Source organism: Pseudarthrobacter oxydans, assembly GCF_030812335.1.
Classification (GTDB): domain Bacteria; phylum Actinomycetota; class Actinomycetes; order Actinomycetales; family Micrococcaceae; genus Arthrobacter; species Arthrobacter oxydans_B.
Genome location: NZ_JAUSSN010000003.1, coordinates 296,442 through 310,016 on the forward strand (window position 1 = coordinate 296,442; position 13,575 = coordinate 310,016).

Here is a 13,575-nt window from a genome sequence, read left to right on the forward strand (position 1 = left end):
AGGCCGACAGTGGTTCATCAGGCACCGGTTGAGCGGGGTCATGCCGGAAAGTCACCGGACGTCCCGGCACGCAGCGGACAGCGATCGGCGCGGCTTCCCCGCGATGAACGTCGGGCACAGTTGCTCGCGGCGGCCCAGGAAGTGTTCGTTGCCAACGGCTACCACGGAGCCGCGATGGACGAAATCGCCGAGACCGCCCATGTCAGCAAGCCCGTGCTGTACCAGCATTTCCCGTCCAAACGCGAGCTATACCTGGCCCTGCTCGACAGCCAGCTGAGCAAACTGATTGAGCTGCTGCTCGGCGCCCTCAACTCCACCACGGACAACGACGAACGCGTCCAGGCCGTCATGCGGGCCTACTTCCGCTTCATCGCCAGCGACGACCAGGCCCACCGGCTCGTCTTCGAATCCGACCTCGTCAACGACGCCGATGTCAGCGCCCGGCTGGAAGCGTTCAACAAGACCTTCGCCGACGCCGTCGCCCGCGTCATCGCCGAGGACACCAAGCTGCCCGAACTGGAGTCCCAGTTGCTGGGCCGCGGGCTCGCCGGAATGGCGCAGGTCAGCGCCCGGTACTGGCTGGAAACCGACGGCAATCTTGACCTCGATGTGGCCAGCGATCTGATCTACCGTTTAGCTTGGCGCGGAATCTCCCGCTTCCCCAAGGAAACCTAGACTACAAATAGACATAACACCTGAGAACTTTGATTGGCTGGGAGGCCTTGCTGTGGAAGTAAAGATCGGCATACAGAACATCGGCCGCGAAATTGTCCTGGAATCGTCCCAGGAGGCCGACGCCGTCGCCAAGGTGGTCGGCGAGGCCATCGCGAAGGGCACGGAACTGCGCCTGACGGATGAAAAGGGCCGCCTGATCATCATTCCCGCGAACGTCCTGGGTTATGTTGAAATCGGCGCCGAGGAAGTCCGCCGCGTCGGCTTCGGCGCGCTCTAACCACCTGCTACCCCTGTGCGCCGGCAGCACCGCTGCCGGCCGGCGCCCCGATCCGCAAGGAGTCCCGACATGCTTTCCCTGATTGTGGTTGCCCTGGTGACCGTGGCCGCGGGCTTTGTGGTGTGGGCCAACGACAAGCGCCACGCCAAGTACGGCATCGCCGTGCCGGCCGGGGTGTCGCTGACGGTCGGGATGCTGAGCTGGATCGTGTTCATGGCCGCCGGGCTTGGGTACCAGCCGGGCCTGACCTGGATTCCATGGGTGCTGCCCATGGTCCTGGGCGCCGCCGCCTCCGCGGCGGCCGTGCTGTACCTGGGCAAAACGCGCACCAGCCGCGACACCGCACGGCTCACCGCCATCCTGCGCTACTAGCCGCTTGCCGGGCAGCGGGCACCGGACTGCCGCGGCTCAGGCCTCCGGCGCTCCGGTTCCGTGGCCTGCCTCAGTGCACAGGCACAGCTGGTTTCCCTGCGCATCCGTGACCACCACCCAGTTGGGTGCGTGGTCATGGTTCATTAAAGCCCCGGCAGCCGCCGTCTTCTCCAGCACGGGACCCGACTCGGCCCTGCTGCGGTGGATGTCCAGGTGCATCCGGTTGGGGTTGGGGGTGGAGGTCTCCTGGAACCAGAGCGTCGGGCCGCGCCCGTAGGGGTCCACCAGGTCATTCGCGCCTCCGCGGCGGTAGCCGAGGGCCACCCGCCAGACCTCCGCGATGGCGGCCGGGTCCTCGGAGTCGATGGCCACCTCCACAGTCCGGTGCAGGCCGGGTTCCGCGGTGGCGCCGACAGCGGCTGCTGCCGCCCCCGCGGCCGTGGCGGCCGCGACGTCCCGCCGCGTGACTTCGTCCCCGGCGTCGTGGGAGCTGTACCGCAGGAAGACCCGGTTGTAGCGCCAGTCCAGGTCCGGGTGGTGGTTCTGTTCTTCGGCGAGGCGTCCGACGGCGGCAATCAGTTCCAGCGCCGCGGCCGCTGTCGGTGCCTTGTAGGCCGTGACGAGACCGCCGAGCCGGTACCTCCAGTCCGGCAGTTCCGCCAGGGCCGCGTCGACCTGGCCCTCGTCGAGGATGTCGTCGGTGGCTGCCATGGCGGGCTCCTTCCATGCCTAGAGGAATTCGGCCCGGCCCTCCATCGCCGAGGACGCCAGCGCGTGCTCCCGGCGCGGGATCCTGCCGGCCCTTTTGGCCAGCCTACCGGCGATCACGGCATGCTTGAAGGCCTCCCCCATCAGCACCGGATTCTGCGCCCGGGTCACTGCCGTCGCCAGCAGGACGGCGTCGCAGCCAAGCTCCATGGCCAGGGCGGCGTCGGAGGCGGTGCCTATCCCGGCGTCCAGGACCACCGGCACGGAGGCCCGCGAGACGATCAGTTCGATGTTGTGCGGATTCAGGATGCCCAGGCCTGTGCCGATCGGTGAGCCCAGGGGCATCACCGCGGCGGCGCCGAGGTTTTCCAGCCGCAGGGCCAGCACCGGGTCGTCGTTGGTGTACGCGAAGACCTTGAACCCGCGGCCCACCAGCTGTTCGGTGGCCTCGACGAGTTCCACGGCGTCCGGCAGCAGGGTGTGCTCGTCGGCAATGACTTCCAGCTTCACCCAGTCCGTTTCGAGGGCTTCGCGGGCCAGCTCGGCGGTCAGGACGGCGTCCCTGGCGGTGAAGCAGCCCGCGGTGTTGGGCAGCACCCTGATGTTGTGGTCCAGCAGCAGCTGGAACAGCGACCCGGCCTCCGCGGGCGAGTAGCGCCGCATCGCGACGGTGGTCAGTTCGGTGCCGGAGGCCAGCAGCGCGGCGCCCAGACCGTCCAGGCTCGGCGCCCCGCCGGTGCCCATGATCAGTCGGGACCCCAGCTGCACGCCGTCGACCGTGAAGGGATCTGCCGCGGCCGGTACGACTGCCGGGGCCGCTGCCCTTGTGGTTTCCGCCATGCTGCTCATCCTCCCTGCACCGCCGTGACCAGCTCGACGTCGTCGCCATCGGCGAGCGCGGTGCCGTGCCATTGGCTGCGGGGAACGACCTCCGCGTTGCGGGCCACGGCGACCCCGAGTTTCCCGCCGTCCGCAGACTGGCCGTTCGGGGCCAGCGGCCGGCCGGTGATCTGGCTGACGAGGGTGCTGACCGAGGCGCCCTCGGGGAGCGCGTGCTCGGTTCCGTTCAGTCTGATGTTCATACCGTTTCCTTGCTGTGCTCAGGGGTGGAGTCCGGGTGGGTGGTGTTGCGGGGTGCTGTGATTCGGGGGGCTCTGATCCCAGGGGTTGTTTCCGGCGGTCCCGCGGCCGGCGGAACGGTGTCCTGTGTGCGGGAATCCTCTGTGCCGGTGTCCTCTGTGCCCGGGTCCTGTGTGCCCGGGTCCTGCGTGCCGTTGGCGAACCGGTCCGGCCTGAAGTGCGCCCAGCGCGGGTCCGCGACGCCGTCCAGCAGCTGCCGGCAGATCTCCGCGGCGGCGGGGGTGAGCAGGATTCCGTGCCGGAAGAACCCGGTGGCGATGATCAGTCCCGCAACGTCGCTGTGACCCCCCGGTTCGGCGACGCGGCCCAGCAACGGCGCGTTGTCCGGGGTTCCGGGACGGGCTCTCGCGGTGGCCTCGAGCAGTTCCAGTTCGGCGACGGCGGGGACCAGCTGCTGGGCGTCGCGCAGCAGCTGGTAGACGCCGCCGGCGGACACGGCCGCGCCGGCTCTGCTTCCGCCTGCCTCGGGGGCGGCGCCGGCAGGGTTGCCGCCTGCCGGGGCCGCCGTCGGGCTTTCGGCACCCAGGGCATCCTCCCGCTGGGTGGCGCCGATCACCACCGTGCCGTCCTGCCGGGGAACGATGTAGACCGGGACGCCGCGGACCAGTCCCCGTACCGTGGAGGTCAGCAGCGGCCGCAGTCTTTCCGGCACCCGGAGCCGGAGGATGTCGCCGTGGACCGGCCGCAGCGGCAACCGGAGTCCGGCGGGCAGGCCCTCCAGCGCGGCGGCGCCCAGGCCGTTCGCCACAATGGTTTCCGTGGCCCGAACGCTGCCGCCGCCGGCGAGGCTGGCGCCGGCCACGCGCCCGTCCGTCCAGATCAAGCCGGCAGCGCGCCTGCTGATGGTGCGGCATTGTCCGTCGGCGGCGAGGAGCTCGCCGATCCGGGTGAGTAGCCGGCGGGGGTCCACCTGGTGGTCGGCGGGAATGTCGAAAGCACAGGAGATACCAGGGCTCAGTAGGGGTTCCCGCACCCGCGCTTCACGGACGGTCAGCGGCTCCACGGCGAGGCCGTGCGCCTGCTGGACGGCGCGCAGGTCCGCGAGCGCCCGGCGGTCGGCTGCGTCGGCCCCCACGGCGAGGGTCGGCGTCGTGAGATATCCCGTGCCGGTGTCCGTCCGTGCGCCTCCGGCGCCGGCGGCCTGTCCCGCGTCCAGCGTGGCGGCCGGTTCGCCGTCCAGTGCGGCGGCGAAAGCCGGCCAGAGGCGGGAGGATTCGAGCATGAGCTCCAGGAGGGTCTCCTCCTGGTAGTGCAGTTCACTCACCGGGGCGAGCATGCCGGCGGCGGCCCAGCTGGCGCCGCTTCCGGGGGCGTCGTCGATCAAGGCGACCGAACGGCCTGAGAGTCTCGCCGCCCACGCGATCCCGTGGCCGACAACTCCGCCGCCGATCACGGCGACGTCGTAACATTCCCGGGTTTCGGCGTCATCGGGCGTCACAGCGTCCGTGCCAGTGTCAGCTGCCGCGGACAGGCCGAGGGCGGATGGGGGGCCCATGGAGGATTCCTTCCCTACGCCGGTACTAACCGGATCAGGTCAAGCGGTCGGCTCTAACGCCCTCTCAGCCTGCCGGTGCCGGACGCCTGTGGCGTGACCGGCGGCGGCGGGCTCCCGCGGTATTCGCCCAGTTTAGAGGAACTAGGCTGGAGGCATGAGCCAGGATGCCGCCCACACCACTGCCCGCCTTTACCTTTGCACCGGTGCCCGCCGGGACCGCGGCGACTTTGCGGACTTCGCGGACGCGGCCTTTGCCGGCGGTGTTGACATCATCCAGCTGCGCGACAAGTCCTTGGAGGCGGCCGAGGAGCTGGAACTCCTGGAGGTCCTGCACGAGGCGGCCCGCCGGCACGGCCGGCTCTGGGCCGTCAACGACCGGGCGGACCTCGCCTCGCTTTCCGGGGCTCCGGTGTTCCACATCGGGCAGAAGGACATCCCCCTGGGGGCCGCGCGGGACTTCCTCGGCAAGGACACCGTGATCGGGCTCTCCACCCACAGCCCGGACCAGGTGGACGCGGCCATCGCCGCCGCCCCCGGCCGCAGCGGCCTGGACTACTTCTGTGTCGGGCCGGTGTGGGCCACCCCCACCAAGCCGGGGCGCGCCGCCGTCGGACTTGAGCTGGTGCGCTACGCGGCCGACGCCGCCCGCCGGGCGGCCCGCTCGGACGAGGGCAAGATCGCGGGAGAGGTGCCGTGGTTCGCGATCGGCGGCATTGACCTCGGAAACGTGGAGCAGGTGGTGGAGGCCGGCGCGCGCAGGATCGTGGTGGTCCGCGCCATCACCGACGCCGACGATCCCGCGGACGCCGCCCGGGCCCTGCTCGCGGCCCTCGACGCCGCAGGGAACTGAACCGCGGCTCACGCGCGGAACCGATCCCGGCCAGGCCCGCCCCGGCCCGGCCCCGGACCGGCCTTGACCGTTCGGGCGTCCGGTCAGCCAGCCAGGCCGAGCTGGGTCATCCGGCGGGAGTGGTTCGCGGCCAGTTCGTCCATCAGCTCGCGGACAAGTTCCTTGGACCGGTCCTCGTCCGCGCCGACCAGGCCCCCGACGAACGAGTGCTCAAAACTCACCCGCTGCGCCTGGGTCAGCGCTTCCCCGAGCAGGCGCCTGGCCCACAGTGCCAGCCGCGAGGCCAGCCGCGGGTCGTCGGCGAGGGCTGTCTTGAGCCGCTCGCGCAGCACCTCCGTGGCTCCCCCGTCGGCCTGGATCTGCTCCACCAGGGCCCGGGTTCCGGCGTCGACGTAGCGGGAAATGGCGCGGTAGAAATCGGCGGAGACTGTGTCGATCACGTAGGCCTTCATCAGCGATTCGTACCAGTCCGCCGGGCGGGTGCGTTCGTGGAAATGGTCCACGGACGGCTGGAACGGCAGCATGGCGGCCTCCGCGTCCAGGCCCATAGCGTCGAGTTTGGCGCTCACGAGCTCGTAGTGCTGGAACTCGATCACGGCGAGCCGGCCCAGCACCGCACGGTCGTGCAGGGTGGGTGAATACCGGGCATCGGAGGAGAGCCGTTCGAAGGCGGACAGCTCGCCGTAGGCCATGACGCCGAGCAGATCCATCAGGAACGTGTTGTAACGGGCAGGATCAGCCGGGGATGTGCTCATGATCCAAGACTAATGGCGCAAATGGAGCTAATCTGATTTTCGTGTCCCATCATCGCTTGACCCCGAATGTCCACCAGCAGAAAAACCAACTTGCCGAGGCGCTCAACGCGCTGCGCACGACGCTGGAGCTGCCGGGGCCCTTCCCCGAGGACGCGCTCCGGGAAGCCAAGGAGGCCGTCGCCGGGCACGAGCTGCCGGAGCTGGATTTCACGCATATCGAGTTCGTGACGATCGATCCGGCGTCCTCCACCGACCTGGACCAGGCCCTCTTCATCGACCGTTCCGGTGAGGGCTACAAGGTCTTCTACGCGATCGCCGACGTCCCCTCCTTTGTGGTCCCCGGCGGGGCGCTCGACGCCGAAACCCGCCGCCGCGGCCAGACCTACTACACCCCTGACGGCCGGATTCCGCTGCATCCGGAAATCATCAGCGAAGAAGCCGGCAGCCTGCTCGCCGGCCAGTTGTGCGCCGCGTTCGTGTGGGAATTCGAGCTGGACGCCGCGGCCGAGGTGTCCGCGGTGCTGGTCCGCCGCGCGACGGTCCGCAGCCGGGCGAAGCTCAGCTACCGGGGGGTGCAGGCCGAGCTCGACGCCGGGACCGCCGCGCCCGTGCTGCAGCTGCTCAAGGAAGTGGGGATGAAGCGGGTGGAGCTCGAACGGCTCCGCGGCGGCGCCAGCCTGAATATGCCGGAACAGGAAATCGAACAGCTGGCGGACGGCGGCTACCGGATTGCCGCTGCGCCGCCGCTGCCCGTGGAGGACTGGAACGCCCAGATTTCCCTGATGACGGGGATGGCCGCCGCGGAGATCATGCTGGCGGGCAAGGTCGGCATCCTGCGCACCATGCCGGCCCCGGATGAAGCCTCGCTGGGGCACTTCCACCGCCAGACCCGCGCCCTGGGCAAGCCCTGGGACGGCGAAATGAGCTACGGCGAGTACCTGCGCACCCTGGATCCGACAGACCCGCGCCAGCTGGCGATCGTGCACTCGGCCGGCATGCTGTTCCGCGGCGCCGGTTACACCCCCTTCGACGGAACCGTGCCCGAGGCCGCCACCCAGGCTGCCATCGGCGCTGCCTACGCCCACTCCACCGCCCCGCTGCGCCGGCTGATCGACCGGTTCGTCCTGGTGATCTGCGAGGCGCTCAGCAACGGCACAGCCGTCCCGGACTGGGCCCGCGAAGCCCTTCCCTCCCTTCCGGGGATCATGGCGACCTCGGACCAGCTGGCCGCCAAACTGGAGCGGCTCTCCCTCGACACCGTCGAGGCGGCGCTTCTGGTGAACCACGTCGGCCAGGAGTTCGACGCCGTCGTGATTTCAGGGTCCAAGCCAGCCCGTAACGGGAAGACTGCGAACGGGAAGAACGCGGACGGCAAGAACGGGAACGGAAAGAACGGCAACGGAGGCGGCGGCACCAAGGCGGGAAACGGCAACGGACCGTCCGGGATCGTGCAGATCGCCGACCCCGCGGTGACCGCCCGCTGCCCCGGTGAACTGGAGCCCGGCACCCAGGTCCGGGTGCGGATTGTGTCCTCCGACATTGCCACCCGCGAGGTCCGGCTGGAGCTGGTGGGTTAGGGAACAGCCGGCCCTCCCGCGCGCCGTCTGCGGTGTCAGTCGGGGATCAGGGTCGCGTACAGCTAGACTGGAAGGGTAGATATGGATGCCCGGTCGTTGATTTCCTTGATTTTCGAATTCAACAAGCCCGCCCCTACGCGATCTTGAGACAGACCCGCTGGTCCCCAGTGCCAGCATTTAGATAGCCCGCGATCGGCTTCCACTGGAATTGCCTGCGCGCCTGAGCGTGCTCCGGAACGGCCTCCCGGCCGGCCCCGTTGAGCAAGCAGCGCAGCCCAAAATGAATAAGGAAACTCCCCTAGTGAGTGAATTGCATACGCACCAGCTTCTGACCGACGAATCCGGAACGGAAACGCTCGAGCCGGAAGAGACCATCATCTCGGACGAGAAGCCGCACGAGATAGCCGAGAAGACCTTCGCCGACTTCAACGTCCGCGCCGACATCGTGGAATCGCTGGCCGACGCCGGCATCACGCACCCTTTCCCGATCCAGGCCATGACCCTGCCGGTCGCCCTCAGCGGCCACGACATCATCGGCCAGGCCAAGACCGGCACCGGCAAGACCCTCGGCTTCGGCATCCCGGCGCTGCAGCGCGTCGTCGGGCCGGACGATGCCGGCTACGACTCGCTGCCCGCACCCGGCGCCCCGCAGGCCCTCGTGATCGTGCCGACCCGCGAGCTCGCCGTCCAGGTCGCCAATGACCTGCAGAACGCCGCCCGCAAGCGCAACGCCCGCATCACCACGATCTACGGCGGCCGTGCGTACGAGCCGCAGGTCGAGGCACTGACGAAGGGCGTCGAGGTCGTCGTCGGCACCCCCGGGCGCCTCATCGACCTGTACAAGCAGAAGCACCTCGTGCTGAAGAACGTCAAGATGGTCATCCTTGACGAAGCCGACGAGATGCTGGACCTCGGCTTCCTCCCGGACGTCGAGACCCTCATCGCCGGCACACCCGCCGTCCGCCAGACCCTGCTGTTCTCGGCCACCATGCCCGGTCCCGTCGTCGCCATGGCGCGCCGCTACATGACCAAGCCGACCCACATCCGTGCGGCCGACCCCGATGACGAGGGCCTGACCAAGCGCGACATCCGCCAGCTGATCTACCGTGCCCACAGCATGGACAAGATCGAGGTCGTCGCCCGCATCCTGCAGGCCCGCGGCCGCGGCCGCACCATCATCTTCACCAAGACCAAGCGCACCGCAGCCAAGGTTGCCGAGGAACTGGTGGACCGCGGCTTCGCCGCCGCCGCCATCCACGGCGACCTCGGCCAGGGCGCCCGCGAGCAGGCGCTGCGCGCCTTCCGCAACAACAAGGTGGACGTCCTTGTGGCCACCGACGTTGCCGCGCGCGGCATCGACGTCGACGACGTCACCCACGTCATCAACTACCAGTGCGTTGAAGACGAAAAGATCTACCTGCACCGCGTGGGCCGCACCGGCCGTGCCGGCAACAAGGGCACCGCCGTGACCTTCGTCGACTGGGACGACATGCCCCGCTGGGGCCTGATCAACAAGGCCCTGGGCCTGAGCGTCCCGGAGCCCGTGGAAACCTACTCCTCCTCCCCGCACCTCTTCGAGGAACTCGACATCCCCGAGGGCACCAAGGGCCGGCTGCCCCGCGACAAGCGTGTGCTGGCCGGCGTCGACGCCGAGGTCCTGGAGGACCTGGGCGAGACCGGCAAGAAGAACGCCCCCCGCACGGGCCAGGGCACCGGCGGACGTGACAGCGCCCGCACCGGCGGACGTGACAGCGCCCGGACCGGCGGACGCGACGCCGGCGCCACCGGCGGCGGCCGTGACGGCGGCCGCACCACGGGAGGCAGCCGCGACGGCAGCCGCGACACCCGCCGCAGCGGCGGCGCCACCGCCGCCAAGGACAGCGGGCGCTCCGGCGACCGCCGTCGTCGTCCGGCCGAGGCTGCTGAAGCCAGCACCGGCCCCGCCGCCGAGGCACCGGCCAGGACCGCCGCGGCCGCGCCGACCGAGGTCGACCGCGCCACCCGCGCACGCCGCCGCACCCGCACCCGCCGCCACAACGGCGAAGTGGTCGCAGGCGAGGCACAGGCCGGGGCTCCGGCAGGCAGCACCGAGGCCTAAACCCCTACATGACTGACACCGTCTGGGCGCCGGACGGCAGCAACCTGGTGGTACACGCGGACAACGCGGCGTACCTCCCGACGCTGCCGGACGGCGCCTTCACACTCATTTACGTGGATCCGCCCTTCAACACCGGCCGGGTCCAAAAGCGCCAGGAAACCAAAATGGTGCTCAACACCGGCGGCGACGGCGACCGGGTCGGGTTCAAGGGCCGTTCCTACGACACGATCAAGGGCGCGCTGCACAAATACGACGATGCGTTCAGCGACTACTGGACCTTCCTGGAGCCGCGCCTCGTCGAGGCCTGGCGGCTGCTCGCCGACGACGGCACCCTGTACCTGCACCTGGACTACCGTGAGGTGCACTACGCCAAGGTGATGCTGGACGCGATCTTCGGCCGCGAGTGCTTCCTGAACGAGATCATCTGGGCCTACGACTACGGCGCCCGCGCCAAGTACCGCTGGCCCACGAAGCACGACAATATCCTCGTGTACGTCAAGAACCCGGCGAAGTACCACTTCGACAGCGCCGAAGTGGACCGGGAGCCCTACATGGCGCCCGGACTCGTGACACCGGCCAAACGGGAACTCGGCAAGCTGCCCACCGACGTTTGGTGGCACACCATCGTCTCCCCCACCGGCAAGGAAAAGACCGGCTACCCGACGCAGAAGCCCGAGGGGCTGATCCGCCGCGTGGTGGCAGCCTCCAGCCGGCCCGGTGACTGGTGCCTGGACTTCTTCGCCGGCTCGGGCACGCTGGGCGCCGTCGCCGCGAAGCTCGACCGCAGGTTCGTCTGCGTGGACCAGAACCAGCCGGCCATCGACGTCATGGCCAAACGGCTCACCCCGCACGCAGCCTTCACTGTTTTTCCAAGTTAGCCCCGAAGCGCTATCACTTGTGGCGGCCATTCCGGCCCGGTAGGGACCAAAGCTGCAAGGTCAACGGGGCGGGGCGGGAGGGCGTCCGTTTCGTCAGCGCACCACCGGGGTTCCGGTTCCCTGTTCCTCGATCCGGGCAAAGACTTCGGGTGAGGTCAGGTTCTCGCCCAGCCGGTTCGGCTTCCCGGCGCCGTGGTAGTCGGAGGACCCTGTGACCAGCAGCCCGTGCCGGTCCGCGAGTTTGCGCAGGAACACCCTGCCCTCCTCGGGATTGTCGCGGTGGTCGATTTCCAGCCCGGCCAGCCCGGCGTCGATCATTTCCTGGTAGACCCGCTCCCCCACGATCCGTCCGCGGGCGGACGCCACCGGGTGGGCGAACACCGGCACGCCGCCGGCGGCACGGACGAGTTCGACGGCGAACGCCGGGTCCGGGGCGTAGTGCTGCACGTAGTAGCGTGAGTGCGAGGTCAGGATGGAATCGAATGCCTCGCTGCGGTCCGCCACCACGCCCGCGGCGACGAGGGCGTCGGCGATGTGCGGCCGGCCCATGGTGGCACCGGGCGCCACATGGTGGATAACGTCGTCCCAGCTCAGCGGATAGTCCTCCGCGAGGAGGCTGACCATCCGCTCGGCCCGCGTGAAGCGCGCATCCTTGGCCTTGGTGATTTCCTCCAGCAGCCCAGGGTGCGCCGGGTCGTGCAGGTAGCTGAGGAGGTGCACGCTGATCCCCTCGATCGTCCGGCAAGAAATCTCCATCCCCGGAACCAGCGCCACACCGTGCCCGCGCGCAGCGAGTGCGGCCTCCGCCCAGCCGTCGGTGGAGTCATGGTCGGTCAGGGCGACGACGTCGAGCCCCGCCTCCGCCGCCGAGTCCATCACCGCGCTGGGCGCTTGGGTGCCGTCGGATACATTCGAGTGGGCATGCAGGTCGATCTTCACCTCACCAGCCTAGTAGATCGCCCCCCGCGGCGCCCGGGATGGACCCCGCAGGCCTGTTGGCCTAAGCCGCTCCGCTGGTGAGACTATGGGACGGTGAAAGATGCAGATAACACCCAAGTCTCCGCTTCCCAGCCCCTCGATGAGCGCGTCAACAACCGCTCGCAGCGGCCCAGCTCCGACGCCTTCAAGGCGTTTATGGCCAGCAACTGGGCCCCGTCCAGCGAGCAGCTCCCGGAACGCGACGCCGTCGCCGGCCACGCCGCCACCCGCCGGCGCGCCATCTCAGAGAAGTTCAAGGGCGAACGCCTGGTCATTCCGGCCGGTCCGCTGAAGGTCCGCTCGAACGACTGCGACTACCGCTTCCGGCCGCACTCCGGCTTCGCGCACCTGACCGGCCTGGGCCTGGACCACGAGCCCGATGCCGTGCTCATCCTGGAGCCCGTGGAGGCAGGCAGGGGCGACGACGGCGGCCACCACCACGCGACGCTGTACTTCCGCCCGCTGGCCGGCCGCGACACCGAGCAGTTCTACGCCGACTCCCGGGCCGGCGAATTCTGGATCGGCGCCCGCCCCACCCTGGCCCAGTTCAAGGCCCTCCTCGGCCTGGACACCGCGGACATCAGCGAACTCGAACTGGGCATCACCAAGAACGTGGGTGCCCCCGAAATCGGCGGGATCTCCATCCGGCTGGTGCGGAAGGTCGACGAGAACATCGACGCCCTCGTGGACACCGCCCGCTACAACACCGCCAAGGACCCGGAGAACCTGGACATGGGCATCCTGGACGCGCTCGACGAGAAGCTCTCCGAGGCCCTCTCCGAACTGCGCCTGCTCAAGGATGAGTGGGAAATCGAGCAGATGAAGACCGCCGTCGCCGCCACGGTGCAGGGCTTCACGGAGGTCGTCAAGGTCCTGCCGCGGGCGCTCACCCACCAGCGCGGCGAGCGTGTCGTCGAGGGCGCGTTCTTCGCCCGCGCCCGGGAGGAAGGCAACGAGCTCGGCTACGACACCATCGCGGCCTCCGGCAACAACGCCACAGTGCTGCACTGGACCCGGAACACCGGCAAGATCAACGCCGGCGAACTGCTGCTGCTCGACGCCGGCGTCGAGGCGGATTCGCTCTACACCGCGGACATCACCCGCACCCTGCCGGCCAACGGCACCTTCTCCGAGATCCAGCGCAAGGTCTACGAGGCTGTGCTGGACGCCGCCGACGCCGGTTTTGCCGCCGCCCAGCCCGGCACCCGGTTCCGCGACATCCACACCGCCGCGACCACCGTGCTGGCGGAACGGCTGGCCGCCTGGGGCCTGCTCCCGGTCTCCGTGGAGGAGGCCATCAGCGCCGAGGGCCAGCAGCACCGCCGCTGGATGCCGCACGGCACCAGCCACCACCTCGGCCTCGACGTGCACGACTGCGCCCAGGCCAAGCGCGAACTGTACCTCGACGGTGTCCTCACCCCCGGCATGGTCTTCACGATCGAACCCGGGCTGTACTTCAAGGACGAGGACCTGGCGATCCCGGAGGAATACCGCGGCATCGGCGTCCGCATCGAGGATGACATCCTCATGACCGCCGACGGCCCGGTCAACCTCAGTGCGGCCCTGCCCCGCAAGGCCGACGACGTCGAATCCTGGATGGCGGGAATCTACCAGGAAGCTGACGGCCCGGCGGTCTAATGCCGCGCCCGCCCGGCTTCGCTGGCGCTGCGACGCCACGCTGGCGCTGACATGACACGCTGAAGCTGCGACGCTGACGCTGACACGCAGAAGGCCTCCGCCCGGATCACTCCGGGGCGGAGGCCTTCTGCGTT

General features: G+C 69.4%; 14 protein-coding genes and 1 riboswitch. Of the genes, 8 read left to right on the top strand and 6 right to left on the bottom strand.

Features of this window, described 5'->3' with window-relative positions:
- Positions 1-9 precede the first annotated feature (9 nt).
- From J2W14_RS06580 to J2W14_RS06590, 3 genes are all read left to right on the top strand, one after another.
- Complete coding sequence (locus tag J2W14_RS06580; RefSeq protein ID WP_307460101.1) at positions 10-675, top strand: TetR/AcrR family transcriptional regulator; 666 nt, start codon at positions 10-12, stop codon at positions 673-675.
- 52 nt (positions 676-727) lie between these two features.
- Positions 728-952: a DUF3107 domain-containing protein gene (locus J2W14_RS06585; protein WP_307460103.1), complete on the top strand. Its 225-nt coding sequence runs from the start codon at positions 728-730 to the stop codon at positions 950-952.
- 69 nt (positions 953-1,021) lie between these two features.
- Positions 1,022-1,324 (top strand): hypothetical protein, encoded by a 303-nt coding sequence (locus J2W14_RS06590; RefSeq protein ID WP_307460105.1) that lies wholly within the window; start codon positions 1,022-1,024, stop codon positions 1,322-1,324.
- Positions 1,325-1,360: 36 nt separating this feature from the next.
- On the opposite strand, the gene J2W14_RS06595 is transcribed toward J2W14_RS06590, so the two are convergent.
- From J2W14_RS06595 to J2W14_RS06610, 4 genes are all read right to left on the bottom strand, one after another.
- On the bottom strand, positions 1,361-2,035 hold the full coding sequence (locus J2W14_RS06595; RefSeq protein WP_307460108.1) for a 4a-hydroxytetrahydrobiopterin dehydratase: 675 nt from the start codon (positions 2,033-2,035) through the stop codon (positions 1,361-1,363).
- 18 nt (positions 2,036-2,053) lie between these two features.
- On the bottom strand, positions 2,054-2,872 hold the full coding sequence (locus tag J2W14_RS06600; RefSeq protein WP_307460109.1) for a thiazole synthase: 819 nt from the start codon (positions 2,870-2,872) through the stop codon (positions 2,054-2,056).
- Between the two features lie 5 nt (positions 2,873-2,877).
- Positions 2,878-3,114, bottom strand: coding sequence for a sulfur carrier protein ThiS (thiS, locus tag J2W14_RS06605; RefSeq protein ID WP_307460112.1), 237 nt, complete (start codon positions 3,112-3,114; stop codon positions 2,878-2,880).
- Entirely contained in the window at positions 3,111-4,667 is a 1,557-nt protein-coding gene (locus tag J2W14_RS06610) for an FAD-dependent oxidoreductase (RefSeq protein ID WP_307460114.1), read from the bottom strand. Before J2W14_RS06610 ends, thiS begins: the two co-directional genes overlap by 4 nt.
- Positions 4,661-4,795: riboswitch (TPP riboswitch) on the bottom strand. It overlaps the preceding gene by 7 nt.
- Positions 4,796-4,821: 26 nt before the next feature.
- Between J2W14_RS06610 and thiE the strand changes: the two genes are divergently transcribed.
- Entirely contained in the window at positions 4,822-5,517 is a 696-nt protein-coding gene (gene thiE / locus J2W14_RS06615; protein WP_307460119.1) for a thiamine phosphate synthase, read from the top strand.
- Positions 5,518-5,600: 83 nt separating this feature from the next.
- On the opposite strand, the gene J2W14_RS06620 is transcribed toward thiE, so the two are convergent.
- Entirely contained in the window at positions 5,601-6,272 is a 672-nt protein-coding gene (locus J2W14_RS06620; protein ID WP_307460123.1) for a ferritin-like fold-containing protein, read from the bottom strand.
- A 41-nt stretch (positions 6,273-6,313) separates the two neighbouring features.
- On the opposite strand from J2W14_RS06620, the gene J2W14_RS06625 reads away from it, so the two are divergent.
- The 3 genes from J2W14_RS06625 to J2W14_RS06635 all read left to right on the top strand — a co-directional run bounded on the left by J2W14_RS06625 (position 6,314) and on the right by J2W14_RS06635 (position 10,825).
- Positions 6,314-7,849: an RNB domain-containing ribonuclease gene (locus J2W14_RS06625; RefSeq protein ID WP_307460126.1), complete on the top strand. Its 1,536-nt coding sequence runs from the start codon at positions 6,314-6,316 to the stop codon at positions 7,847-7,849.
- Positions 7,850-8,150: 301 nt separating this feature from the next.
- Positions 8,151-9,947, top strand: coding sequence for a DEAD/DEAH box helicase (locus tag J2W14_RS06630; RefSeq protein WP_307460129.1), 1,797 nt, complete (start codon positions 8,151-8,153; stop codon positions 9,945-9,947).
- Between the two features lie 8 nt (positions 9,948-9,955).
- Positions 9,956-10,825: a DNA-methyltransferase gene (locus tag J2W14_RS06635; RefSeq protein WP_307460132.1), complete on the top strand. Its 870-nt coding sequence runs from the start codon at positions 9,956-9,958 to the stop codon at positions 10,823-10,825.
- Between the two features lie 93 nt (positions 10,826-10,918).
- Here J2W14_RS06635 and J2W14_RS06640 read toward each other — a convergent pair whose 3' ends face one another.
- On the bottom strand, positions 10,919-11,764 hold the full coding sequence (locus J2W14_RS06640) for a PHP domain-containing protein (RefSeq protein WP_307460135.1): 846 nt from the start codon (positions 11,762-11,764) through the stop codon (positions 10,919-10,921).
- Between the two features lie 93 nt (positions 11,765-11,857).
- Here J2W14_RS06640 and J2W14_RS06645 point away from each other — a divergent pair, with 93 nt between their 5' ends.
- Positions 11,858-13,441: an aminopeptidase P family protein gene (locus J2W14_RS06645; protein WP_307460137.1), complete on the top strand. Its 1,584-nt coding sequence runs from the start codon at positions 11,858-11,860 to the stop codon at positions 13,439-13,441.
- The last annotated feature ends 134 nt before the right edge of the window (positions 13,442-13,575 follow it).

What these genes read in the sequence shown, in the direction of transcription:
- J2W14_RS06635 (WP_307460132.1), top strand. Translation starts at nt 9,956, where the DNA reads ATGACTGACACCGTCTGGGCGCCGGACGGCAGCAACCTGGTGGTACAC.
- thiE (WP_307460119.1), top strand. Translation starts at nt 4,822, where the DNA reads ATGAGCCAGGATGCCGCCCACACCACTGCCCGCCTTTACCTTTGCACC.
- thiS (WP_307460112.1), bottom strand. Translation starts at nt 3,114, where the DNA reads ATGAACATCAGACTGAACGGAACCGAGCACGCGCTCCCCGAGGGCGCC.
- J2W14_RS06590 (WP_307460105.1), top strand. Translation starts at nt 1,022, where the DNA reads ATGCTTTCCCTGATTGTGGTTGCCCTGGTGACCGTGGCCGCGGGCTTT.
- J2W14_RS06620 (WP_307460123.1), bottom strand. Translation starts at nt 6,272, where the DNA reads ATGAGCACATCCCCGGCTGATCCTGCCCGTTACAACACGTTCCTGATG.
- J2W14_RS06600 (WP_307460109.1), bottom strand. Translation starts at nt 2,872, where the DNA reads ATGGCGGAAACCACAAGGGCAGCGGCCCCGGCAGTCGTACCGGCCGCG.
- J2W14_RS06595 (WP_307460108.1), bottom strand. Translation starts at nt 2,035, where the DNA reads ATGGCAGCCACCGACGACATCCTCGACGAGGGCCAGGTCGACGCGGCC.
- J2W14_RS06610 (WP_307460114.1), bottom strand. Translation starts at nt 4,667, where the DNA reads ATGGGCCCCCCATCCGCCCTCGGCCTGTCCGCGGCAGCTGACACTGGC.